We start from the raw sequence: 25,777 nt of genomic DNA, 5'->3' as shown, positions 1-25,777 counted from the left end.
TTAATTTTTTCCGTTTTTTAAAAAATGGACACTTTCTGGTCAATAAATGATATGAAAATTACTAAACAATACGATTCTAAAGACTGCGGCCTGCATGTTTTGCAATATCTTTTTTTGAAGTTAAATAAAGAATATGTCGATATAAACTATTTAAAACTCAAAGCGCACTATACTCCGCAAGGTATAAATTTAGCAAATTTAAGTGAAATTGCAAGCCAACACGGGGTAAAACTAGATCCATATAATGCAGATTTCGATTCAATTAAAAATATTAATAAAGTTGATTTCCCGCTTTTAGTGTTAGTTAAAAACAATGAGCTAGCACACTATTTAATAGTAGAAAAAATTACACATAAATATTTAGTGGTACAAGATTCCAATATTGGTGGCAGAAATAAACTTTCTTTTGACGAATTTAAATCTATTTATCAAAATGTAATCATTTTTGCTTATAAAATGGATAATTCAAAAAACGAAAAAGCTATAAATGAAATTGAAGACAAAGTTAGTTCAATGTTCACATTTACAAAACAAACATTCGGATTATTATTACTTGCCATTTTATCGGTTATATTAACATTTAGTTCTTCATTTTTTGTAAAGCTAACTTTTGATTACGTCTTACCTAATAATTTAATCAAAACATTAATTGTTCTATTTATTTCATTTTTATGAATAAATATTCTCCGATTTATAAATTCCTCGATAAAAGACATAATTATTAGAAAGTTATCCAATAAAATTGAGTTAGAAATTTCTGAAAATTTTTATTTAAAAATTCAAAGATTGCCAATTAATGAATTAAATAAAATGACACATAACGAACTGATAAAGAGGGCCAGTTACATTAATTTTATTGCAAATTATAAAGCTAATTTTGTTTATTCTTTTTTTGTAGAAACAGCTTCAATTATTGTTAGTTGTGTTTTGCTTATTTGATTAAATTATTTATTATTTTTGATAATTTTAATATTTTTAATATTTGCTGTTTTTACAAATGTTATTTTTCAAATGCATATTAATAGAAAATATAATGACTTTATTTCAAAAGCCCATCAAAGAGCAGAATCAGATTTAGATGTTATATTTACACTGAATACTTTTAATACTTCACTTGATAAAAATTTTAAAGAGTTGAAAAGAAGGGAGAAGATGCTTAAAAGTATGAACGCTGATTATTCAATGTTCAATAAGAAAATAGTTAATAATTTACTTGTTGATCTGGTGATTGGAAATTTGGGGATGATTATTGTGTTTACTGGTTGTTTATTAATTTTCAAGAATTCTTTAACAGTTGGCACATTAGTAATGGTTCTTACAACTTTAAATTATTTTGTACAACCCATTACTTCATTAACATCAATAATAATGATGAAAAATATAGTTAATAAACATATTCAAATGGTAAATTTTGTTTTAAATTTAACAGAATCTAAAATAAAAAATGAAGGGGTTGAAATTAAAAATATAGACAAGATTGAATTAACTGATATTAACTTCGGCTTTGATTATGGCAAAAAAATACTAAACATTAAAAGTTTAGTATTGCCAAAAAATACGCAAATTATAGGCTCTAATGGTGGTGGGAAAACCACTTTATTAAATTTACTAAATTACAGAATTTGCAATTGATTAGGTCAAATTAGGATTAACGATATAGATCTTGATTTTATTGATAATGAAAGTCTTAAAGAAAATTCGATTTTGATAAGTTCTGACCCATATTTACCATCCTTTAATATTATTGAATTTATTACATCTAATAATAAGCAAAATCAAGAAACATTATTGGAAAATATTAAAAAATATAAACTGGATGAATTAATGGATTCATTAAGGTTGAATTTATATACTGAACTAGTTAATAATGGTTCCAACATTTCTAAAGGTCAAAAACAATTTATTGTGTTGCTTAAACTTTTCACTAAAAAATATAGACTGATAATGTTGGATGAGGCATTTGATAATGTTGACGAAAAAATATTTAAATTGATGATTCAAAAAATAAAAGAATATCAAAAAGACGCCTTCTTTATTGAAATCAGTCACAATAAGAAATATGTGCATGTAAACAAGGAGGTGGATTTTGACAAAATTAACAAAATTAACTAAGTGATTTTGAATATACTTAGTTGTTATAACTTTATTATCAATTTTTGTTTTCTACTTCGTGTTAACTTATAAAATTGAAAAAACAATTAAGGTTAATTTCATTGTTGATGAAAAGAAGAATTTAGTGCTATTAGCTCCTGAAAAATCTTTATTTTATATTGATAAAAATAAAGAAATATCAATAAATTACGATAATAAAATATACCTATTAAAAGTAAGTGCGGTTAAAAAAATCAATGAAAATGTTTTAGTTACTTTTTACAAATTGCCACGAAATATGAGGCTAATCCCAAATACGCATATAGAAGGTGTATTGTACTATGACAAAAGCTCAATTTTATCTAATTTTATATCATTGAAGTATTAGGTCATTATTATATAATTAACTTATGATTGAAATTAATATTAATATTGAAAATGGTACATCATTCCATTTTGAAAATGAATACAAACAAATATTAAGGAATCTACAAGATTATTTTAATATCGATAAAACAATCGTTTTGGATGTTTCGATAGTAAATAATCAAAAAATCAAAAAATTAAACAAAAAATACCGAGGAAAGGATTACGCAACCGATATTTTGTCATTTGATTTCGGGAATGATGACTTCTATAATGAATTGCCAATTTTACCGATTGGTGAATTAATTATTAGTCATGAAAAAGTTGAGTCTCAGGCCGAAGAATTTAATCACTCAGTGAGAAGAGAATATTGTTATTTATTTGCTCATGGATTAATTCACTTAATGGGCTATGATCATGAAACAGAAACTGAAAAAGTCGAAATGGATAAAATGGTTGACGACATATTCAATCCATTAGGTATTACTAGAGAGGAATAAAAATGGACGTTAAAAAATTAAAATCACTTTTACAATATTCATACTGCCCTTGGTCACACTTTAAAGTGGCAGCCATCGCAATTGATGCTGAAGGGAGAGAATGACCTGGTGTTAACGTTGAAAACGCAGCATTCCCATCAGGATTATGTGCTGAACGTTCAGCGCTGTTCGGTTCAGTAGCACACGGTGCAGTAGTAGGAACATTTAAAGAAATTCACATTATTTCATCTGGAGCTGGTGTGGTTTCACCATGTGCTGGTTGTAGACAAGTGTTGACAGAATTTATGCAAGATGATGCATTAGTTCACTTATATAATGGCGAAGGAGATGTAGTTAAAACATTCAAATTAGTTGAATTAGTACCTTTACCAATTAGAAGTGAGCAAATTAAGTAATGAAAGTAAGTATTGTAAGTATTATCGGAAGACCAAACGTTGGCAAATCATCATTGTTAAACCAAATTTTAAACTATGAACTGGCGATAGTTTCCAACATACCACAAACAACAAGAGATCAAATTAATGGGGTTTATAATGAACCAGGTTATCAAATTGTCTTTGTTGATACTCCCGGAATACACAAACCATTAAACAAATTAGGTGAATCATTAAACAAAAATGCGTACGATTCATTGAAAGATATTGACTGTATCTTATTTCTTTCGCCCGTAAATGAAAATATTGGGTCGGGAGATAGGGTAATTTTAGAAAAAATACAAAATCAAAAAAATAAAATAGCTGTTATTTCAAAAATGGACTTAGCTAAATCGCCTGATATTTTATTAGCCAAAGTTGAAGAATTGAGATCATATGGTTTTGAAAAAATATACAGTATCTCAACGGATAATATCTCTTCAATTAAGAGCTTAATTGAAGAATTGAAATCTTGTTGTTATGATGGCGAACCATATTATGATGAAGATTATATAACTGATAAATCAATGAGATTTATGGCTAAAGAAATAATTAGAGTTTCAGCAATGAAATTGCTTCGCGAAGAACTTCCACACTCTATTGCTGTTGAGGTTAATGAATTTATTGAAAATGAAGATCAAATTAATATCGAAGCCCTAATTTTCGTTAAAAAACCTTCGCAAAAAGGGATGGTTATTGGAAAAGATGGCCAAATGATAAAAAATATAGGCATTAATGCCCGCAAACATATGTCAATGCTATTTGATACTAAAGTCGATTTGCGTCTAAAAGTTAAAATAGCTGATAAATGGATAAATGATCCTAAATTTTTAAAGAAAATGGGATATTAAAGGAGAAAATATGAATAGAAAATATTTGGATAAAGTGTTTAAAGAACACAATATTGACGCAATCGTGTCTGAAGCACCACAAACTAGATTATGATTAACAGGTATTCCAACAACTGATGGGTATGTAATCATTGAAAAAAATGAAGCACATTTATTCGTTGATGGTAGATACATTGAATTTGCTCGCAATAATGCCAAAAACGTTAATGTTCACTTATTGGTTGGAAGTTCTTTGAAAGATTTCTTCGCGGAAAAAAAATACAACAAAGTTGCTTTTGAAGAAGATTATTTAAACCTTCAAACACACAAATATTTACAAAGTTTAATTAATCCAACCGAAGAAGTTTTCATCCGTGGTCAAGAATTACGTATTTTAAAATCAAATGAAGAAATTGAAATAATGCAAAAATCAATAGATATTTCTTTAGAAGCCCTTAACGAACTTTATAAATGAATAAAACCAGGTATGACTGAAAAGGAAGTAGCTGCGAAGTTGAATTATTTAATGAAGTTAAAAGGCGCCGAGAAAGAAAGTTTCGATGAGATAGTTGCTACAGGGTCTTCTTCGGCTGAACCTCATCATCACCCAACGGATAGAAAATTAGTTGCCGGTGATTTATTAAAGATTGATTTTGGAGCTTTATATAAAGGTTATTCCGCAGATATTACAAGAACAATTATTATGCCCGATGAGAATGGCAAAGTTAATATTAATAACCCAAAAGCTAAAGAAATTTTAGACATTGTTTTAGCTGCTGCTAAAGCTGGTAGAGATGCAGTTAAACCCGGTATTAAAGCAAGCACTATCGATCAAATTTGTCGTGACTACATTAATAATGCGGGTTATGGTGAATATTTCGTTCATGGTACTGGACACGGCTTAGGCATTGATGTTCATGAATTGCCATATGTAAGTTCTAAAGGTTATGATTACACCTTAGAACCAGGAATGGTTATTACAGTTGAACCAGGAATTTATATTGAAGGTCTTGGTGGCGCTAGAAACGAAGACGATGTCTTAGTTACAGAAACAGGACGTTATGTCTTTTCTAAACCAGAAGAAAGATCTTAGTAATTTATGAAACAAGAAGATTTATTGAAATATGAATCTCAAAGGCGCGATGTTTTAAAAACGCCGTTTATTTCCTATGAAGAACGTGTTTCAATTCTTAAAAAATTAAAATCGATAATCGAAGAAAACATCAACAACATAAACTATTCATTAAAAAAAGACTTGAACAAACATGAGAATGAAGTTTATTTTTCTGAAATTGGTTTAATTTTAAATGAAATTAGATTTGTACTTAAAAATCTAAAAAAATGAATGAAACCTAAAAAAGTTAAAACACCGTTGGCTGTATTTTCTGGCGTTTCTAAAATTATTCAACAGGCAATGGGGCACTGTCTCATTATTAGCCCATGAAATTATCCGTTTTATTTAACGTTTATGCCTCTAATTTCTGCTGTTGCAGCAGGAAATAGAGTAATAATAAAAACATCTGAACTTTCAAAACATTCTTCTAGTTTGATAACGAAAATTATTAATGAAGATTTAAAAACAGATAAGGTATATGTCATGAGCCCTGATGTTAATGATATTAAAGAGATGTTAAAAAACAAATTTGATTTTGTTTTTTTTACCGGTTCGGAACGTGTAGGGAACTTAATCAGCGAACAAGTTGCTAAATTTCACACACCTATAATTCTTGAGCTAGGCGGCAAATGTCCAGTCATTTTAGATTATAGTGCAGATTTAAGGAATGCAGCGAATAAAATTATGGCTGCTAAGTTTATCAATAGTGGTCAAACTTGCGTTGCTCCAGACTATATTGTTGTTCCTAAAAATAAAGGAACTAAATTTATCGAATATTGTCAAGATTACATAAATGCAAAATTGGATAAACTTGAGAATTTTCCCAAAATAATAAGCGCACAACATCATAAAAGAATTATGAGTTTAATCCCCAGTGATATTAACGTTCAATACACTGATACTCAAATTTTGCCAAAAGCATTCATTTCTGATTGAGATAATAAAATTATGAAGCAAGAAATATTTGGCCCATTATTACCTGTTATTGAGTATCAAGATTTTTCAGAAATAGTTCGTAAGATATCTGAAAAATCAGAACCTTTAGCAACTTACGTTTTCACTAAAGAAAAAAAATTTGTTGATGAGGTTTTTAAAAACATAAGAACAGGTGCTTTAGTGATTAATGATTTATTGATTCAGTTAGCTAATCATTATTTACCTTTTGGCGGTGTCGGATCATCAGGTCATGGACGCAGTCATGGACATGCAGGATTTTTAGAATTTTCAAATTCAGTTAGTTATTATCGTAGAACTTGATTTTCTACTGAATTAAGTGAGCATCCGTATTCTGAATTAAAACTGAAAATTTTAAAGAAAATAATTAAATAAAATGTGTTTTTTTGCAAAAGCGACCGAAAACACATTTTTTTAATAAAAATATTAAGTTTTTAAAAAAAGTATATATAATGAATTTATGAAAGAATTAGATAAAATTACACCATTAGAAAAAGACTTTGCGAAGTGATATACCGATGTCGTAAAACAAGGTAATTTAATCGCGTATGGACCATTAAAAGGTACGTTAGTCTTTAAACCAAATTCATTTGGTATTTGAGAGTTGATTCAAAAATACTTAAATGAAGAATTTAAACAACAAGGAGTCCAAAATGTTTATCTTCCTTTGTTAATACCTGAAAGATTATTTAACAAAGAAAAAGATCATATAGAAGGTTTTAATCCCGAGTTAGCAACCATTACACAAGTTGGTGAGGCTAAATTAGAAGAAAAAGTTTTTGTTAGACCAACATCAGAAGTATTATTTGCTGATTTATTTAAAAACTCAATTGAATCTTACAAAGATTTACCGATTATTTATAATCAATGAGCAAATGTTGTTCGTTGAGAAAAAACAACTAACCCATTCTTAAGAAGTCGCGAATTTTTATGACAAGAAGGTCACACATGTCATAATAATGCAATGGAAGCGCGTCAATTGACCAGAACAATGATTTCGCTTTATGCAAAATTCCTTAAAAATTACTTAGCTATTCCTGTAATTGTTGGCAAAAAAACACCTAAAGAAAAATTTGCGGGAGCATGCAGTACATATACAGTGGAAGCGATGATGAAGGATGGTAGAGCTTTACAAGCCGGTACTAGTCACTATCTTGCTCAAAATTTTTCAAAACCTTTTGAAATTACTTTTAAGGACGAAAATAACAATATTCAATTTGCTTATCAAACATCGTGGGGTGTTTCTACTCGATTGTTGGGAGCAATTATTATGACCCATGGTGATAATAGAGGAATAATTATCCCGCCTAGAATTGCGCCAACTCAAATCGATATTCTTGAATTATTTGCATCTAAAAACCCAAAAGTAAGCGAAGTAGCAAAACAATTAGTTAAAGATTTAGGAAGAATCTATAGAGTAAGATTGGATAATTCTGATAAAAACCCTGGATTTAAAGCTTCTAATTCCGAAATCCAAGGTACTCCATTAAGAATCGAAATTGGTCCTAGAGACCTAGAAAACAATATGGTAACAATAGTTCGTAGAGACACTCTAGAAAAAATTGTAATGCCAATTAATCAAGTTAAAAAAGAAGTTAAAACTTTACTTAATGACATTCACAATAATCTATACATAACAGCAAAAGAAAGATTAGACAAAAATATTGTTGCCGTTGACACATATGAAGAATTTGTGGATCAAATTTCTAAATCTAAATTCGTTTTAGCTCCTTTCTGCTGTCATGACGAAGAAGAGGAAGAAATTAAAGCTGAAACAGGTGCTACCACACGTTGTATTCCTAAATCAATGGAAAGAGACGAAAAAATGAAACCATGTATTACGTGCCATCATGTTACAAAACGTTTTGTGATTTTTGCACGCGCTTACTAATAGATTGACTTAGCATTTCGCTAAGTTTTTTATTTAGGAGATAATATGAATTCTTTTTTAATCCAAAACTTCTCAAATTATAATTTAACACAACTTGAAAAATATAAAGGTGTTAAAGATATATGCCAATTAGAATTAGGGCGAGCTAAAAGCAAAAGAATGAATGAATTTAAAAATAGTAAGAAACCTTCATCATTAACTAGTGATATTAAAAACCTATACAACTATTACTCAGATAATATGCAAAGGGTGTTGGTGTGTATGAGCGATATTAGTCGCGAAATATTAGATAATGAGTTATTGAATCCTTGTGATGACCCATTCTGATGAGATATGCTTTGCTCTAAAACCACTTATTACAAAAGGCGAGCCGCAATGGTTGATGAGTTTTTATTTTATTATTTTGATAGTTTTTAGAAACGAGCGCTTCGGCGCTCATTTCAAATTTATTAAGAAAATATCAATCATTATTTATGGTTTTGTTCTTTTAAATTATAATGATAATAATAGGCTGGGGGAATTATGAATGAAAGTAATAACAGATTTAAAAAATTTTGTGATTCAATAGGTTTTAAAGTACCGAATAATTTGATAAAAACCGAACTTGAAGTTACTAAATATGAAACTGAAATTGACCAAATCAGTGTTAATATAAACTTCAGAGATGAAATAAATCCTGAAGATTTTTTTGCTTTGTTAGTAGCTATAAGATCAAATAAAATTTATAAAGTATTTATAACATTTAATTTTGACTTATTACAGTATAAACACAATAATTTGGTTAAATTTATTGAATACATAATTGGTACGAAAAGTAAATATTCAAAACTAAAAGTTTTTGATTGAAACAAGGAATTAATTGGTTTGGATGGCTCGAATTTTGAAGTTACAACTATTAGTGAGGACCGTTTTAATGAATTTAAAGATTTGGTTGAACAGTTATCTAATTCTTTGAATAAATATGGTTATAAAAATTTAAATCTAAAACTAAGATATCAAAGTGTTATATTGAAAGAACTTGACGAATCAAATAGAGATAATGATTTATTAGCACAAGAACAATTTTTAAAATTGATGAATTCTAAACCTGTACAAAGTAAAACCACTGATAACAAACCTAGCAAAAAATGATCTAGAAAGCAATATCAGGATGTTGAAATCGTTAATATAAAACACTTACCCGAAAAAACAAATGTAACTATTACTGGTGAAATATACGCTACCGATTTAATTGTTACTAAAAATAAAAAATATATATATTCATTTTCAATTACCGATCACACTGACGCAATTAATGTTAAATGATTTAAGGACGAAGCACTTGATGAAGAGATTCTAAATAAAGATTTAAAAACTGGGAATTTTATCAAATTATTCGGTACTAGTGCTTATCAAACTTTTGGAAAGCCAGAATGATTTATATATATTGATTCATTTGAAAAGACAGAATCAATACTTAAAAAACGTATTGACACAGCCCCTGAAGACCTAAAGAGAGTAGAATTGCATGTTTCGTCTAAATTGAATACTATGGACGGACTATTTAATCCACCTGACATTATTTCAAAAGCAGAAGAATTTGGTATGCCTGCCGTGGCAATTTGCGATTTAGATGCCGTTCAAGGTTATCCTAACTTTTACCAAAAAGCAAAAAAATCTAAAGTAAAAGGGTTGTATGCAGCTTCTTTTTCCGTATTCCATAAAAACCCAATCATTTTTTATGGCGAAGTTCCAAGTGGAAAAATTACAGATTATTCTTATGTTTCATTTGATATTGAAACTACTGGTTTAAGTCCAAAGTTTCATGAATTAATTGAATATGGTTCATACGTAATTAATGTTAACAAAGTTGCTCCTCAACCCACACAATTTTTAGTAAAGTCAAAGGAAAAAATAAAACCGTATACCACACAACTTACAGGTATTACGCAAAAAGATATTGATAGTACTGGTCTTGATTGTAAATCCGCTTTACAAAAAATTTATGATGATTTAAATGGCAAAATAGCTCTTGCACACAACGCAAAATTCGATTACAACTTTATTAAGGAACAATTCAGATTGAATAATATGGAGTTTCCAAATGTTGTAGTTATTGATACTTTAGCAGTATCGAGATTAATTTTTTCTGAGCGTAAAAAACACTCACTTGGAGATTTAGCTGCTAATTTAGGTGTTAACTATAACCCAAATGTTGCTCACCGTGGAGATTATGACGCCAAAGTCCTAGCTGATATCTGGTTAGAAATGATGCATATGATGTCAACCAAAAACATCTTCACATTTCATGATTTATTAGAATTCAAACCTGAAAATGAATTCAAAGACCGTTTTCCTTATGCATTTACAAGTTTGGTTCGTAATCAACTAGGTTTGAAAAAACAATTTGCGATGGTAAGTAATTGTTTAACAAAAAATTATAGTTATGGGCCAAGAACATTCTATGAGGATATTAAACCAGATCCTGACTTGTTGTTTGGTTCTGGAACGCTGAAATCTAAATTAATTGACGATTATTTCTATGCTTCGCGTAGCCAATTTTTGGAGGAAATTAAACGTTATGACTATATTGAAATTCCCGCTCCGCAGGTGTTTCAACATTGGATTGACATGGAATTTATTACTAAAGAACAACTCTATGAAGGTTTGAAAGACATTATTCTAACCGCTAAAGAATACAATAAAATTCCAGTTGCTACAGGCGATGTCAGATATGCTGATAAAGCCGATAAAAAAGCATTTGAAATTTTGGTTTATGCGAAGGGGATAGGTGCAGCTCGCCACTATTTATACAATTATGGAAGAGCCAAAGAAGGAACCTTAACTATACCTGATCAAGAATTTTTAACCACTAATGAAATGCTGGATCAGTTTGAATTTCTTGGTGATGAAGACTTAATTAAAGAAATTGTTATTACTAATAGCCGCAAAATCGCAGATATGTGTGAAGAAGTTGTTGTTATAAAAGACAGACTATATACTCCTAAATTTGATGACTCTTCAAGAAAACTTAGAGAACTGGTTTATCAAAATGCAAAATTAAAATATGGAGAGAATTTACCTGAGATTGTAGATCAAAGAATTAAAGCAGAATTAACTCCTATTATTGAGTATGGTTTTGACGTAATCTATTGAATTTCACACAGATTAGTTAAAAAATCATTAGATGAAGGCTATGTCGTTGGTAGTCGGGGTTCCGTTGGATCATCTCTTGTTGCAACACTAAGCGAAATATCTGAAGTTAACCCCCTACCGCCATATTATTTATGTAACAATTGTAAATTTTTTGAATTAGCAAATGTTCCTGGGATTACTTCTGCTTATGATTTAAAAAATAAAAAATGTCCTAACTGTGAAATTGATATGGAAAGAGATGGGCATAATATTGCTTTTGAAACATTTCTTGGTTTCAAAGCCGACAAAGTTCCTGATATTGACCTTAACTTTTCTGGTGAATTTCAAGGTGAAGTGCATAATGAAACAAGAAGATTATTCGGTCAAACACACACTTTAAGGGCTGGAACTATATCTACTGTTGCACCTAAAACTGGTTTTGGATATGTAAAGAATTTTGTTGAAGAGACACATACCGATTACTCAGATGCTTATGCTATGTATTTAGCTACTAAAATTGACGGTGTAAAACGTACAACCGGTCAACACCCTGGAGGTATTATCATTATTCCTACTGAATATGATGTTTACGACTTTACTCCAATCAATTACCCTGCCGATGATACAAATTCAACCTGATTTACTACTCACTTTGAATACAAAGCTATTCATGATAATGTGTTAAAACTTGACTTATTGGGCCATGATAACCCTACGATAATCAAAATGTTAGAAACATATACTGGATTGAAAATTGCTGATATTCCTAAAAATGACCCTGAAATTGTTAAGGTGTTTAATTCTACAGATCCGTTAGGGATAAAACCATCTGATATTGGTGGTGAAGTAACTGGCGCTATCGGTTTGCCTGAATTTGGTACTCAGTTTGTTCGTCAAATGTTATTGCAAGCTCAACCTAAATCATTTGCTGATTTAGTATCTATATCTGGGTTGAGCCACGGAACAAATGTTTGAATTGGAAACAATCAAGATTTAATAATGAAAGAGGGTTTTAGTCTTCCTGACATTTTCTGTTGTCGTGACGACATTCTTGCTAAATTAGTTGCACAAGGCGTTCCCAATCGTTATGCATTCAATATCATGGAAAAGGTCCGTAAAGGTAAAGGTTTAACACCTGAAGAACAAGTCGAATTGAGAAAATACAATGTTCCAGAATGACAGATAGATTCAATGCTTAAGATTGCGTATATGTTCCCTAAAGCTCATGCCGTAGCATATGTTTTAATGGCTTGATGAATTGGCTGATTTAAAATAAATCAACCATTGGCATTTTACGCCTCTTATTTTGCAACCCACGCTAAAGCAGTTGATGTAGAAAGCATGGTTGATGTACGTAACGGTAAGAAGGCTCATAACAAGTTAGTTCAACTTCAATCTGTTAATCGTAAAGATTTAGATAACAAATCAATTGATTTAATGCCTACTTTGGAAATTACCCGCGAACTATACGCACGAGGTTTGTATATAGCAAATATAGATATTGAGCGTTCTCTGGCTCATGAATGAGTAATTGATAATGATGAAAAATGTCTGATACCACCTTTTAAATCGCTTGACGGTTTAGGTGATTCGGTTGCTGAGTCTATTGTTAATGCCCGTAACGAAAAATCATTCAGCTCTATTCAGGATTTTATAACCAGAGCTAAAGTCAATAAAACATTAGTTGAAAAAATGGAAAAAATGGGTATTTTTGCAAAATTAGATGAAACAGATCAAATGAGATTGTTTTAGTTAAGTATTTAGTAAAATTTATTTCAATAAAGGAGACATAATGAATAACGAGAATCATATAAAGAAAAAACCTACGTTTTGAAACGTATTTGTCTTAATACTTATGGTAACTTTTATCGGTTTTGGTGGAGGCAATGCCCTTATGCCTGTGATAAAACGCTATGCTGTTGATAAATATGAATGACTTGATAGTGATGAATTCGACAAAAATGTTGTTATCACAAATATGTTGCCCGGCCCGATGGCTATTGAAGCATTGTCTTATATTGCAATGAAAACACTCGGATTTTGAAAAGGTTTTTTTGTTGTTTTACTAGCATCATTACCTCATATTGTGGTCACTATAGCCTTATTTTTTGTATTGTCGAAGTTACCGCTTGAATATTTATATGTTGTTCAGGTAGGAGTATTAGTTGCTATTGTGGGAAGTTTGATTGGTTTTAGTTGATCGTATTTCAAAAAAGGAATAAAAACCAACAAGATTAGCGTTTGAACAATATTATTTTTAATTACAATGGCTTTTTCATTATTTGTTCCTACTCCTTATAACGTTCCAGTAGCGATTATGTTTTTAATTATTGGCATTTTTGCAGCTATTTATTATGTTCAAAAAAGAAAAAATATTAAAAACTTAAGATGCCGATTAAAACAAGAAAAAAATAACCTAAATACTGATAAATCAATTGAAAATGTCGAAAATTCAAATTCAATAACAGAGGTAATTAATATTGATGAGATTGATAAACAACTAGATAATACCAGTGAGGTCAAATAATGGGATTATTAGCTTTATTAGTTTCTCTGCCTCTTATCGTTCTCGTTTCATTGTCTGTGTTTGGTGGTGGTCAAATATTTATGCCAATATTTACTTGGCTATGAAAATCTCTTGCTAAATGATTTAATATAACTATTACTGCCGAACAAATAAACAGTGTGTTTGCTATTTCTAATTCAACTCCCGGAATTTTAAGTCCTAAATTTGCAACTGTTACTGGATATTTGGTGTCGGAAGGTCAATGATGAGGCTATATAGCGATGTTAATAACTTACCTTGCATTTTGCATTCCACCTATTTTGATGATGAAATTAGCAATGAAATATGCAGATAAGTTTGAAGATTCAATGTTTTTGAAAAAATTAATTAATATTATGAATCCGGTTGTAACTGGGATAATTGTTGCTTTGGCAATTCAATTATTTATTGGTTTAATTGCACCGCAAGTGATATTTAATAAATCAGCTAAGGAATATTTTGGATTAGATTACAATGATAAAACAGCCGTGTTTTTCTCTGGATGAAGAGCAATTGTTTTATATGTATATGTTCCAATCGGAATTATCGTTTCTTTAATTCTATATTTCAAAAAAATCCCTATGTTTGGATTAATATTAGGAAATGTAATAATAGCGTTGATTTTATTTGAACCTTGATTAAAAGTAGCTTCTTAGCTATTTTTTTATTAAAATAAAAAACCGGCATAAGCCGGTTAATTATGATTATTATTTCTTTTCTTTGTGGTTTGTGTGTTTGTTACATTTGCCACAGTATTTATTTAATTCCACTTTTTCTGGGTGGTTTTTTTTGTTTTTCTTACTAATGTAATTTTCCATTTTGCACTCTGTACATTGGAAAGTAAATCCTTCTCTTGCCATTCTTGTCTCCTATGTGTAATCTTATGTGTGTAAAATTCCTTTTAATTATAACCATAAATATAATTAAAATAAATTTTTAGTTTTGTTATTTGTCTATTTTAGCATATTTTTTACAAATGAGATAAATTCTAAGGCAGCTAATTGATTTTTTCTTGGTATTTTTCTAATTTTTGAATTGCTTTTTTTACACTATCGTATGCTGCTGCTCTAGTTGTGGCTGTAATATCGGCAATTTCTTGATAGCTTAGATTTTCTAAAAAATAAAGTTGGAAAGCTTGTTTTTGAGTTTGAGTTAATAAATTTTGAAATTTTTCAAATAACGAGATATATATTTCGCGTTGCTCAATATCATTAATCTTACTCATTTTCCACCATTAAATCTTTCGTCATTGTGTAGATGAATTTTTCAAGATCAAATTGTTCAAGGTCATCTAAACATTCGCCTAGTCCAATGTATTTTACATTTAGGTCAAATTCATCTTTAATTGAAAGGACAATCCCACCTTTACTTGTACCGTCCATTTTAGTCAAAATAATTCCGGTTGGATTTGCCGCTTCTTTGAAGTGGCGCGCTTGGCTAACACCGTTTTGTCCTGTTGTCGCATCCAATACTAATAAACATTCATGAGGCGCATCATCTTGGAAACGGGTTATTATTCCGTACATTTTTTCCAGTTCTTTCATCAAATTTATTTTATTTTGTAATCTACCAGCAGTGTCAATCAGCAGCAAGTCATAATTTTCTTCTTTAGCTTTTTTAAGTGAATCAAAAACAACCGATGAAGGGTCAACGCCTTCCTTTGCTGGTTTAACAATATCGGCGCCAGCACGATTTGCCCAAACATCTAATTGACTAACTGCCCCCGCTCTAAATGTGTCGGCAGCAGCAACCAAAACTTTTTTACCCATTTGAATATATTTGTGGGCGATCTTTGCTACAGAAGTAGTTTTTCCAGAACCGTTAACCCCAACAAAAACAAAAATATTAAGGCGTCCATCTTTGAAGTTTAGGTTTGTATCAACAACACTTTTATTTGTATAGATAACAAACATCTGATCGGCTGTCAATTCACCAATATCCTTAGTATCGTGTAAATTACGCAATCTTACTTCATTTTTTAGATGCGTTATAATTGCGTACACCAATGAAGCATTAATGTCTGACATGATCAAAATTTCTTCTAATTCTTCGAAAAATTCTTCATTAATTTTTTTATGTTTATTTTGCAGGTTAAAAATTTTGCGCCCAAGACTGGATGCATTACTTAGTCCAGTCGAGTATTTTTCCAGTTTTTTTGATTCAATTAGTTTTTGTTCTTCCAATTGTTCAATTTTTTGTTCTTTTTCGGCCAGTTTATCTTTTTTTCGGCCAAAAACTTTTTCTTTTAAAAATTTAAAAAATCCCATAGTGACTAAATTTTAAAGGAAAATCAAATATATTTAAGTAAAAGACACTCATAGTTAAAATGTTTTGCGTAAAAAATATGTTTATAATTATTATTGAGGTGAAAATGAACAAAAAAACTATGATAAAAGTAAAAGGTTTAGTTAAGAAATTTAACAAACTAACAGTTGTAAACAATCTTTCGTTTGAGGTAAAAGAAGGAGAGTTATTTGGTTTTATAGGACTTAATGGTGCCGGTAAAACTACTACATTAAATATTATTCTAGGTCTTTTAAATAAAGACTCAGGAGATATCTATATTGATGGTGATTTGCTAACAAATAACATAGATAAAATAAGAAATAAAATAGGGATAGTTTTTCAAGAATCGGTTTTAGATGGCGAGTTAACAGTATATGAAAATCTAGTAATAAGATGTTCATTGTATCAAGATAAATTAAATGACGTAAAAAGAACTGTTGATAGAATCATGAGTGAATTTGAACTAAATGAATTGAAAAATAGACCATATGGTAAATTATCGGGCGGGCAAAAAAGAAGAGTGGATATAGCTAGAGCGCTTGTTCACAATCCACGTATTTTGTTTCTTGATGAACCAACCACTGGACTTGATCCTTCATCACGAAAAATGGTTTGAGAGATATTGAAAAAACTTAGAAAAGATCATAATCTTACAATTTTGTTAACTACTCACTATATGGAGGAGGCAAACGACTGCGATAACATGATCATAATAAAGAAAGGTGTTAAATTGGTAGAGGGCACACCTTTTGAACTTAAATCTAATTATTCAACAACAATCTTAAAAATACATGAATTTGACGAAACATCAGATTTTAAAACAATAATGAATAAAGTTGGGGCTATCAGACAGGATAATTTTTGATTTATTAAATTCGTAAATTTCATTGATTTAAAACAATTCATTGATAAATACTCCACTAATCTTAAAGATTATGAAATTCTAAAAGGAAGTATGGATGAAGTATTCTTAAACGTGACTAAGGAGAAAGAATAATGACACAACTTAATGCTTTATTAAAAAGAAATTTCCTTTGCTTTTTTAAAAGTAAATCCAAAGTATTTTTCACATTTTTAACACCATTAATCTATTTATTCATTTATTTCATATTAATAAGAAAACTGATGGCAGGTGGTTTCGAAAATATACCAAATGCTTCTAAAATTACTAAAGACGCTTTAGTTGATGGGTTTTTGTTATTTGGAATTATTTCAATAACAACTATCACAACTGCCGTGACTGGTGCGACTCAAATAGTTGATGACAAATTAAGTGGTGTTTTAAAAGATATTTCAATTACTCCGATTAAGTCATCAACAATAAGAGTGAGCTTTATATTAATTAATTGAATCATTAATATGATTATTTCAACCGGATTATTCTTGATTGCTATTTGTTACATGTTAATTAAACATACGGCGATTAATGGTTGATATAACTATCTTTATTTTGTGCCAATGATTGTTTTGTCAACTTTATTTAATTCAATATTATTTACACTTATCTTTAGTTTTTTTAAAAACAAATCTGTTTACAGTGCGTTTTGTTCATTATTTTCATCGATTATAGGTTTCTTGATTGGGGTATATATTCCTTGAAACTCTTTGAATAATAATGTGCTTCTCCAAATATGTTCTGTTATTCCGCAGACCCAATTTACTAATGTATTTAAATATTTAAGTTTGGCAAATATTTCAGAAAATGATATTAATTTTGGTAAAGAAGCCTTAGGTATAGATTATATTGTTTTATTTGGCCAAAAAATTAATATTTGAATCTGCATACTTTACTCAGGCTGTTGAACAGTAGTGACTTTAACAGTTGCTTCATTGTATAAATTCAATATCAACAAATAGGCATTGCCTATTTTATTTTACTTATTATGCTATGAAACGTGTGTATTCGTAAAGTATGTCGTAGTTTTTAAAAAATATTTTATAATTTATATATCGAATTAATTTGGAAAAATAAGCGATTAGAGCTTTTTAATAAAAATAAAGATATTTTTTATCTTTCCGAGGGGAAAAATGCCAGAAAATAAAAACAAAGAAATGAAGTTCCCGCTCTTGGGAGCTATTGTTAATGTCCAGGCTTATAAATACAATGGTTATTTATATCGCCAGTGAAATGGGGTTAAGGTCATTAGAAATACTGATGATCATTTCGCACTCTTTATTTATAAAACAAGAGTTGCCGAAACAGAAAAAAGTTCGTGAGTTTATCGCGAACCCGTTATTTGATTCATGCCTAAACATGAGAACTATAATGCTTTAATAATGTTAAAGAAAAAACATAATTATATATATGTAAATATGGCCTCAAAACCAATTTACGAAGATAATACTATTAAATTCATTGATTTTGATTTGGATATCAAGTCGTATCCAAAACGCGAACTTGCAATTGTTGATAGGGACGAATTTGCTCATAATTCAAAGAAATATGAATATCCTGAAAGTTTAAAAAAGATTATTTATCAAACACTTGAATTAGTTGTGGATAAATATGAAAAACAACAATATTTCTTTAATCCAAAATTGATTGATTATTATATCGATGTAATTAAGAAGGATAATTCTTTACCAAAGGATTTTAGAGCTCCTGAACCCACAAAATCTCGTAGATCAAAGAAAGATTAAGCACAAATTAATTCGTTTAAATAATTAAAAAATAGAGTTGCACAACTCTATTTTAATTTTGATTTAAAGAAACAATAATCATTGGTTCTTTATTAAATGTTTTGAAAATTCTTTTTCTTATTACGTGGCGAGCGCGGTTTTGAAAATCTTTCAATCCTTCAAATTCTTCTGTCTCTAAAAGACTAACAATTGTTGAAATAATTAGTTCTTCCGCTTCTTTTTTGTCTTCTTTCGAGATTGCGCCGATGATATTAATTTGTGTACGCCCTGTTAATTTTTTTGTATTTGAATTATAGGTTGATGTAATAATTATCGCTCCATCACGACCTAAAATTTCACGTTCTGCTATAACTTCAGTACTAATATCTCCGATTCCAAAGCCATCAATAATAACATCGCCGATACCTTTAATTTTACCTTTGGTGCTAGATAACTTGCCGTTGATAAAGTGCGCTATCTTTCCATTTTGTAATAACAAGCAATTTTGTGGTTTGATTTTAGCTTCTTTACTAATACATTTAGCAGCCTCTGATAAATAACGGTAAAGTCCTTGAACTGGAATGACATACTGCGGTTGTAAAGCATTAACTAAATCAATTAAATCTTGTCTTGCTGGGCGGTGACGATAGAATTCTTTATTTGAAACATCGGAAATTTTAGGTGTAATTCTAGCTATGTCGTCTAACGATACTGCTGCAATACTCTCAAGTCCCGCAATTGGAGGTGCAATCATAATTACATTATCTGTTGGTTTTAATTTTAAGAACACATCATTATTGTCTGTAATTCTTAAAAATCTTGAGTAAAGACGTTCGATAGCTCCCGTGACCAAAACAACTGCGTTGTCTGATTTGTTGGCCATTTTGTAATCGATTTGTTCCGGCAATTTCAAATTAGGATTTTCCTTTTGCATTAGATAGAATAATTGGCCATATGTCTTACCATAAGTGATTATTGGACGGTTTGTTTTCATTGCTAGTTCCAATATTTGATGTATTGAAACCATTTCTTCGTCATAGGCACCGATAATTATTCTTTCATTATCTTTCGCGCTCATAAAAACATCTTTAATTGATTCTGGAAGGTTGATTTTATCTACTGCTTTCCCTGAATAGTTTGCGCGTCCCGAGTCGACCACCAATGCAATTAACTTACGTTTTGTAAAGCCTGTTTTTAAATGTTGAAAATCCAGTTTTCCATAAATACCTAAATTCCCTTCAACAAAGTTAAACATAAATAACACATCGCCATCTGGAGTAATAAAATCAAAACCAATATGTCCAGGCATTGAACCAGCAAGTTCAATCGGTTGAACAAAAATTTCACCCAATTTAGCCATCTTGCTTAAAGAAATTATCTTGTAATCTTTGTTCATGATTTTATATTTCGAAAGACGATCTGCAATCATTATTTTATTGAATGATGATGTATAGATGTTTAGATTCGGTATATGCATCAATAATCAAGGTAATGCTGAAAACGTTTCGTTTTTAACATCAGTTACAAATACCCCGACTATTTTTTCTTTGTTTTTTTCAAGATAAGTAAAATCAGGAATTAATGTGTCAACCCCGTTTTGAGAATTGATAGGAACTTTAGTTCCGGCATTGATGATATAGATTTTTTCATTGTATTCTAAAACGTAACAGTTTTTACCATTTTCATCCAAACCGCCTAATGCAAAAATATTAATATGATTCATATATCCTCCATTTCGCTAAATTATTTAATTGAATTTTAAAGTTTCTAGTTGTGCGTATTATATACTAAACATTAATTTATTATTTAAAATTAGATAAATAAAATCAAAAACTAACAATTTCTAGTTCCTGATTTTTGAAAATTCTGCATATTTATTAATTTTTATTTTTTTAGTTTCAACAGGTTTTACAACAATAGTGAATTCGCCTTTTTGACTTGTATTCTCCAGTTGAGTTCTTACGTCTTTAATATTCCCAAAGTACTGAGTTTCGTGTATTTTGGTTAATTCCCTAGCGATAAAAATTAGTATTTTATCTGACCAAACCGTTTCTAAACCATCTAGAAAATTATTTAATTTATGTGGTGAGACATAAAAGATATGTGAAAAGTCAGGTGATAAAGATTCGAATTGGCTTTGTCTTTGTCCTTTTTTTTCTTTAGGAAATCCGTGGAAAACAAATGTGGATGATAGACCGCTTAAGGCAAACGCTGATATTGCGGCATTGACGCCGGGGATTAATTCGACACCAATATTATTTTTTCTCGCAAGTGAAATTAATTCAAAACCCGGGTCACTGACCATGGGCATTCCAGCATCTGAAACTAGACCTAAATTAATTTCTTCGTTTAAACACATTTCAATAAGGTATTCTGCTGTCTTCTTTTCGTTTATTTTGCTATAAGAAATTAATTTTTTATCAATTCCATAATATGATAATAATTTGCCACTTACACGAGTGTCTTCGCAAGCGATTACGTCGCAAATTTTTAATGTTTCTAATGCTCTCAAGGTTATGTCTTTTAAATTGCCGATTGGTGTTCCAATAATATAGATTTTACTCATAACACTCCAATATGTATACAAACATTGATTCTGCCTGTAAAAATAAATTATCATTAGTTCCAACGGAATTTAAAAACTTGTCAAGAACTAAAAAACACTTTTTGTAATTGAATTCTGCTTCAGCAATTTTTTTAGCAAATGACTGAAATTTCTTAGGAAGGAAATCAAGTGGCATTCATGCCCAAGTAAGTATAAATTTTAAGCATTCGATTAGAAAAACTAAATCGTCATGATATTCTCGTTTGTTTAATTTTGTCAACAATATAATTAGTGAAATTTTATTTTTAAATGATTTAATTAAAGCGTCCAGTAATTCATTAATTTTAGAAAATTCATAGAATTGTTTATTTTCTAAGATTAACGATATATCAGACACAACATTAGATAGAAGTCAGGCTTGATCGTTATCAAACCCAAGATTTGAAATTTCGTCTTGTAACATATCGTTTTTTTGTTTATTTACATTTATGATAAAAGAACGCGATTTGATAGTTGTTAGCACTTGATTGATATTTTGGGTCGTCAAAATAAATACCACATCATCTGCAGGTTCTTCAATTGTTTTTAATAGGGTATTTAAAGCTTGATGTGATGCTAAATCAATATTTTTAAAAACTATTATTTTTAATCCATTTTCGAGAAAATTGGAAAAGTTACTTTGTTCAAAGATATCTACAATATTATCTTTTTTTAATCCTTCACCTTGCGATTTTGATGCATCAGCAATAACAATATTTGAAGGCAAAGAAGACTGATCTAGATTTTCAATGTTTAAGCCCGTGAATGAGTTAATCATGTAAATAATATTATCATCTAGATTTACACCTTTACTTGTTTTTAATAAATAACAATGATTTATTTTTTTGCATTCAATAGAAGAATCAATAATTTTGGTCAAATTACTGGCTAACATTTTCACCTGATTCTTTTATTCATTGGCTAAATCTTTTATTACTAAATAATTTATCAACTAATTCGTCCAGTACATCGCTAATAGATTTATTTGCATCAACAACTATAAATCTTTCGGGATCTTCATTAATTAATTTTCAATACCCTTCATAAACTTTTTGTCTAAATAAATCTGTTTCATTGTCTAAACGATCATGTTCTTCAACTAAACGCAATTGGTTCATTCTTAATTTAGAATCATCGGGGGTTATATTTAAGAAAATAGTGATTTCTGGCATGGTGTTATCAATAATGAGATTAGTCATTGTTTTAACATAATCGATACCTAGGCCTCTTGCGTATCCTTGATATGCAAAAAAACTATCTACATATCTATCACACAACACAAGCTTATTTTCTTTTAATGCTGGTCAAATAACTCTTTCTAAGTGAATTCTACGACTTGTAGAATATAACATAGCTTCAGCGACAGGGCTTAATACTGATTTTTTATCTAAAATTATTTGTCTAATTTTTTCGGCTTCCACTAAATCCTTACCACCGGGTTCTCTAGTTGTTAGGTATTTTAAATTAGGGAATCTTAAGGTTAAGTATTCAACTAATTTAATGATTATTGTGGTTTTGCCACTGGCGTCAGGCCCCTCAAATGTTATAAACATATGTCCCCCCCCCCTAAATATTTCTGTTTTTTATAGCTTGTTTTATTGTGAATGGGTCAAGATATTCAAGATTTGAACCCATTGGCATTCCAATTGCTGCTCTTGTTGCTTTTATGCCTCTTTTTTGTAATAATTTTTGTAAATGAGTTGTAGTCATTTCACCTTCCAGTGAAGGAGAGAGGACTATCATTATTTCTTCAAAATTGTGGTTACCAATAAATTCAAAAAGTTGTTGATATTCATATTTATCATCGTTATTTTGTTTAACACTCAACAATTCTGGTAAAACGAAATAAAAACCAAAAAAGATACCCATTTCATCTATTTTGATTAAAGTAGTTATGCTTTCAACTATCATTAATGAATTCATTTTCAAAGGGTCATCACAATTTAGACATTTATTATTTTCACGAATGAAGTTGCACTGTGAACAATAAATTATATTGTCTTTAATACCTTGGATTGCATTGACCAATTCAATTGAAAAATCAGTACTTTGATTCAAAATAAATGAACTGATTTTTTCGGCCTGTTTTTTACTAATTCCAGGTATTTTTTTAAAAACTTCATTAGCTTTTTCTAGTGTATCTATTTTCATTAGAAGCCAAAGCCATTAGGCATTTGTGGCATCAATTTTTCTTGTTCTTCATCAATTTTAGTAAATAATTGATTAATAACTAATGTCATTAAATCTTCTAATGTTTGAGCATCCTCGGGGTCTAATAAATCTTGATCTTTAATTTTGATAGAAACAATTTTTTTAGCTCCGGTTGCGATAACTTCTAGGCCATATTTTTCTTCACTAAAAGTTAATTCCATAAATTCTTCTGTTTTTTGTTCTAATTCTTTTTGCAATTTTTGCATTTTTCTTAACATTCCTTGGTCCATATTGACCTCCTTTATTTTAGTGTTTCAAACAGTAAACTTGTTGGTGTTTGAGCTTTATTAATTTTTATTGGTTTTAATGGAATTGGTTGTGTTGTAATTCCTTCGTTAATTTCTTTGATTAAAGCTTTTGATATGTCTTTATATCTTGTTCTATCTTTAATCAAAAATATATGTTTATAAGAATTTAAATATTTTTTAATAAATTCTTGGAAATTATAGTCATGTGAAACATCGTTTAAATAATTAAGTTTTGAGGCATCGTTCGTATTTAATAACATGAAATTATCATTGGCGGCCAGAATTGTAAGTCCACTTAAAACCTCTATATATGGGTCATACACTTTATCAATAGACAATTTCTTTAAAACATTAATGCTGTCATTTAATTGTTTTATATAAGTCATATCAGAAAGTAATAATAAGTTTTTTAATTCATCATCTGTTAGAGTGGTTTCGAATGATGTTTTTGAAGCATAATTTCTAGAAAAATTTGGCACAATAATATCGTGAGGTTTTATTAATTCATCATCTAATGTGATTTCTGAAGTGGATATTAAACCATCATCATCAAAATCAAAATCATTTGCAGAGTTTAAAATATCATTATTGATAGTTTGGGTATCGCCTAACTCATCGTTAGTTTCTAAAATCATTTCGCGGCTTTCTTCTAATGCGGTTTTTATGGTATCTTCTTGTCTATCTTTATTGTTTAAAGGCGTAATCATTTCATCTCCTTGTTTTTGTAAATTATCATTAGGATTTGTTTTAATATTAGATGTCTGTTCTTTTTCTTTTTTAACTGGTTCTACAGTATCATTAGACATTTTTAAAAGATTTAATTCAATTAATTGAAATGGAGAGTCGGCATACATTAAATCTTTATAAAGCTTATAAAGTAATTCTGATTTTTCTAATGCGAAATCTAAATCAATGTCCAATTCATTCAATTCTTGTTCATTTAGTAATTCAAGCAATTTGATGTCGCCTGTTTTTTCATAAATAATGAAATCCTTGAAAGTGTTTATAAGGCCCAACATAAATTGGTTCGAATCCAATCCGCCTGATTTCAATGATTCAAAAATATGTAAAACTTCTTTAATGTTGCCTTCATAAAGAAGATTAATTATATTAATTAGATTTTCGTTAGAAGAAATACCAAACGCAAAAACTATATCATCTAAATGAATATTTCCATTACCATAAGCCAATGCTTGATCAGCGATTGATAAAGCATCTCTCATTCCACCAGTTGCTAGTCTAGCTATATAGTTTAGCGCACTAGGTTCAAATCCTACATTTTCATCAGCTAAAACATGTTGTAATTGTTCTGTAATTACTTTTGTAGGAATTTTTCTAAAGTTGTATCTTTGAACTCTAGACAAAATTGTCAAAGGAATTTTTTGAGGATCGGTAGTAGCCAAAATAAATATAGCATGTGCAGGCGGTTCTTCAAGTGTTTTTAACAATGCGTTAAATGCCCCTTTGGATAGCATATGAACTTCATCGACTATATAAACCTTATATTTCCCGTGTGCGGGCGAGTTTTGGATTTTATCTCTTAGGTCTCTAATTTCTTTAACACCATTATTTGACGCAGCATCCATTTCGATGATGTCAAAGTTTTGGTCAACTTTGTTAAGACAAATATCACAAATTTGTGTTAAATCATTACCGTGCCCACAATTTAATGTTGCTGCAAAGATTTTGGCAACTGATGTTTTACCAACACCTCTCGGCCCTGCAAATAGATAAGCGTGGCTAACCTTGTGATTTAAAATTATATTTCTAAGTGTTTGAACAATATGATCTTGCCCTTTAACTTCGCTAAAAGTTCTTGGTCTATATTTACGATATAATGCCTTGTAAACCATTTTCACCCCCCCCCCAATAGTTATTTAATTATATTAATATTAAATTTATTATGTCCCAAATTATTAAAAATATTTTTCTAGCAAAGTTAAATACAATTAAAAAATGATATAAATACCACCTTATTTTAGTGTGTAAAATAAATATATGGAATAAATAT

24 protein-coding genes and 1 pseudogene are annotated in these 25,777 nt (G+C 29.7%); 15 read left to right on the top strand and 10 right to left on the bottom strand.

What is annotated here, in order from left to right; genetic code table 4:
- Positions 1-24 precede the first annotated feature (24 nt).
- From HLA87_RS01440 to HLA87_RS01385, 12 genes are all read left to right on the top strand, one after another.
- Positions 25-2,112, top strand: coding sequence for an Mbov_0121 family peptidase domain-containing ABC transporter (locus HLA87_RS01440; protein ID WP_171111194.1), 2,088 nt, complete (start codon positions 25-27; stop codon positions 2,110-2,112).
- The gene (locus HLA87_RS01435; RefSeq protein ID WP_171111192.1) at positions 2,087-2,479 is read left to right on the top strand and encodes an MAG1140 family protein; all 393 of its coding nucleotides are present in this window, start codon (positions 2,087-2,089) and stop codon (positions 2,477-2,479) included. Before HLA87_RS01440 ends, HLA87_RS01435 begins: the two co-directional genes overlap by 26 nt.
- A gap of 22 nt (positions 2,480-2,501) precedes the next feature.
- On the top strand, positions 2,502-2,957 hold the full coding sequence (gene ybeY, locus HLA87_RS01430) for an rRNA maturation RNase YbeY (RefSeq protein ID WP_171111190.1): 456 nt from the start codon (positions 2,502-2,504) through the stop codon (positions 2,955-2,957).
- 2 nt (positions 2,958-2,959) lie between these two features.
- Positions 2,960-3,352, top strand: coding sequence for a cytidine deaminase (gene cdd, locus HLA87_RS01425; protein ID WP_171111188.1), 393 nt, complete (start codon positions 2,960-2,962; stop codon positions 3,350-3,352).
- Entirely contained in the window at positions 3,352-4,221 is an 870-nt protein-coding gene (gene era / locus HLA87_RS01420; protein WP_171111186.1) for a GTPase Era, read from the top strand. Before cdd ends, era begins: the two co-directional genes overlap by 1 nt.
- 10 nt (positions 4,222-4,231) lie before the next feature.
- Complete coding sequence (locus HLA87_RS01415; RefSeq protein ID WP_171111184.1) at positions 4,232-5,293, top strand: aminopeptidase P family protein; 1,062 nt, start codon at positions 4,232-4,234, stop codon at positions 5,291-5,293.
- 6 nt (positions 5,294-5,299) lie between these two features.
- The gene (locus tag HLA87_RS01410) at positions 5,300-6,643 is read left to right on the top strand and encodes an aldehyde dehydrogenase family protein (protein WP_171111182.1); all 1,344 of its coding nucleotides are present in this window, start codon (positions 5,300-5,302) and stop codon (positions 6,641-6,643) included.
- 85 nt (positions 6,644-6,728) lie between these two features.
- Entirely contained in the window at positions 6,729-8,159 is a 1,431-nt protein-coding gene (gene proS, locus HLA87_RS01405) for a proline--tRNA ligase (RefSeq protein WP_171111180.1), read from the top strand.
- Positions 8,160-8,204: 45 nt separating this feature from the next.
- Positions 8,205-8,576: an MG284/MPN403 family protein gene (locus HLA87_RS01400; protein ID WP_171111177.1), complete on the top strand. Its 372-nt coding sequence runs from the start codon at positions 8,205-8,207 to the stop codon at positions 8,574-8,576.
- Positions 8,577-8,681: 105 nt separating this feature from the next.
- On the top strand, positions 8,682-13,025 hold the full coding sequence (locus HLA87_RS01395) for a PolC-type DNA polymerase III (protein WP_171111175.1): 4,344 nt from the start codon (positions 8,682-8,684) through the stop codon (positions 13,023-13,025).
- 40 nt (positions 13,026-13,065) lie between these two features.
- A complete protein-coding gene (locus tag HLA87_RS01390) occupies positions 13,066-13,800 on the top strand; it encodes a chromate transporter (protein WP_212752338.1) in 735 nt (244 codons plus the stop codon).
- Complete coding sequence (locus HLA87_RS01385) at positions 13,800-14,474, top strand: chromate transporter (protein WP_336508864.1); 675 nt, start codon at positions 13,800-13,802, stop codon at positions 14,472-14,474. Before HLA87_RS01390 ends, HLA87_RS01385 begins: the two co-directional genes overlap by 1 nt.
- A 51-nt stretch (positions 14,475-14,525) precedes the next feature.
- Here the strand turns inward: HLA87_RS01385 and rpmG are convergent, their stop codons facing one another.
- The 3 genes from rpmG to ftsY all read right to left on the bottom strand — a co-directional run bounded on the left by rpmG (position 14,526) and on the right by ftsY (position 16,085).
- Positions 14,526-14,678 (bottom strand): 50S ribosomal protein L33, encoded by a 153-nt coding sequence (rpmG, locus tag HLA87_RS01380; RefSeq protein WP_171111173.1) that lies wholly within the window; start codon positions 14,676-14,678, stop codon positions 14,526-14,528.
- Positions 14,679-14,815: 137 nt separating this feature from the next.
- Complete coding sequence (locus HLA87_RS01375) at positions 14,816-15,043, bottom strand: sigma factor-like helix-turn-helix DNA-binding protein (RefSeq protein ID WP_171111171.1); 228 nt, start codon at positions 15,041-15,043, stop codon at positions 14,816-14,818.
- Entirely contained in the window at positions 15,036-16,085 is a 1,050-nt protein-coding gene (ftsY, locus tag HLA87_RS01370; RefSeq protein WP_171111170.1) for a signal recognition particle-docking protein FtsY, read from the bottom strand. Before ftsY ends, HLA87_RS01375 begins: the two co-directional genes overlap by 8 nt.
- A gap of 104 nt (positions 16,086-16,189) precedes the next feature.
- Here ftsY and HLA87_RS01365 point away from each other — a divergent pair, with 104 nt between their 5' ends.
- From HLA87_RS01365 to HLA87_RS01355, 3 genes are all read left to right on the top strand, one after another.
- Positions 16,190-17,101, top strand: a complete 912-nt coding sequence (locus tag HLA87_RS01365) for an ABC transporter ATP-binding protein (RefSeq protein ID WP_171111168.1) — start codon at positions 16,190-16,192, stop codon at positions 17,099-17,101.
- Positions 17,101-17,961, top strand: coding sequence for an ABC transporter permease (locus HLA87_RS01360; protein ID WP_212752337.1), 861 nt, complete (start codon positions 17,101-17,103; stop codon positions 17,959-17,961). Before HLA87_RS01365 ends, HLA87_RS01360 begins: the two co-directional genes overlap by 1 nt.
- A 171-nt stretch (positions 17,962-18,132) precedes the next feature.
- Positions 18,133-18,744: a DUF402 domain-containing protein gene (locus tag HLA87_RS01355; protein ID WP_171111163.1), complete on the top strand. Its 612-nt coding sequence runs from the start codon at positions 18,133-18,135 to the stop codon at positions 18,742-18,744.
- A gap of 52 nt (positions 18,745-18,796) precedes the next feature.
- Here the strand turns inward: HLA87_RS01355 and HLA87_RS01350 are convergent, their stop codons facing one another.
- From HLA87_RS01350 to dnaX, 7 genes and pseudogenes are all read right to left on the bottom strand, one after another.
- A complete protein-coding gene (locus HLA87_RS01350; RefSeq protein ID WP_171111161.1) occupies positions 18,797-20,446 on the bottom strand; it encodes an MBL fold metallo-hydrolase RNA specificity domain-containing protein in 1,650 nt (549 codons plus the stop codon).
- 120 nt (positions 20,447-20,566) lie between these two features.
- Positions 20,567-21,289 carry a 16S rRNA (cytidine(1402)-2'-O)-methyltransferase gene (gene rsmI / locus HLA87_RS01345; RefSeq protein WP_171111159.1) on the bottom strand — a complete coding sequence of 241 codons (723 nt, stop codon included), beginning with the start codon at positions 21,287-21,289 and terminating at the stop codon, positions 20,567-20,569.
- Positions 21,282-22,202 (bottom strand): DNA polymerase III subunit delta', encoded by a 921-nt coding sequence (locus tag HLA87_RS01340; RefSeq protein WP_171111157.1) that lies wholly within the window; start codon positions 22,200-22,202, stop codon positions 21,282-21,284. Before HLA87_RS01340 ends, rsmI begins: the two co-directional genes overlap by 8 nt.
- Complete coding sequence (gene tmk / locus HLA87_RS01335; RefSeq protein WP_171111155.1) at positions 22,189-22,860, bottom strand: dTMP kinase; 672 nt, start codon at positions 22,858-22,860, stop codon at positions 22,189-22,191. The genes HLA87_RS01340 and tmk overlap by 14 nt, the downstream gene beginning before the upstream one ends.
- A 13-nt stretch (positions 22,861-22,873) precedes the next feature.
- Positions 22,874-23,458 (bottom strand): toprim domain-containing protein, encoded by a 585-nt coding sequence (locus HLA87_RS01330; protein ID WP_171111153.1) that lies wholly within the window; start codon positions 23,456-23,458, stop codon positions 22,874-22,876.
- Positions 23,458-23,748 (bottom strand): YbaB/EbfC family nucleoid-associated protein, encoded by a 291-nt coding sequence (locus tag HLA87_RS01325; protein WP_171111151.1) that lies wholly within the window; start codon positions 23,746-23,748, stop codon positions 23,458-23,460. The genes HLA87_RS01330 and HLA87_RS01325 overlap by 1 nt, the downstream gene beginning before the upstream one ends.
- Before the next feature lie 728 nt (positions 23,749-24,476).
- Positions 24,477-25,619 (bottom strand): annotated as a pseudogene (dnaX, locus tag HLA87_RS03680) (DNA polymerase III subunit gamma/tau); the annotation flags it as partial.
- Positions 25,620-25,777 lie beyond the last annotated feature (158 nt).

It is taken from the genome of Mycoplasma miroungigenitalium (genome assembly GCF_013008635.1).
GTDB classification, from domain to species: Bacteria; Bacillota_I; Bacilli_A; order Mycoplasmatales; family Metamycoplasmataceae; genus Mycoplasmopsis; species Mycoplasmopsis miroungigenitalium.
Note: the sequence above shows the minus strand (reverse complement) of the source record. Positions and strands in the feature narration are given on the sequence as shown.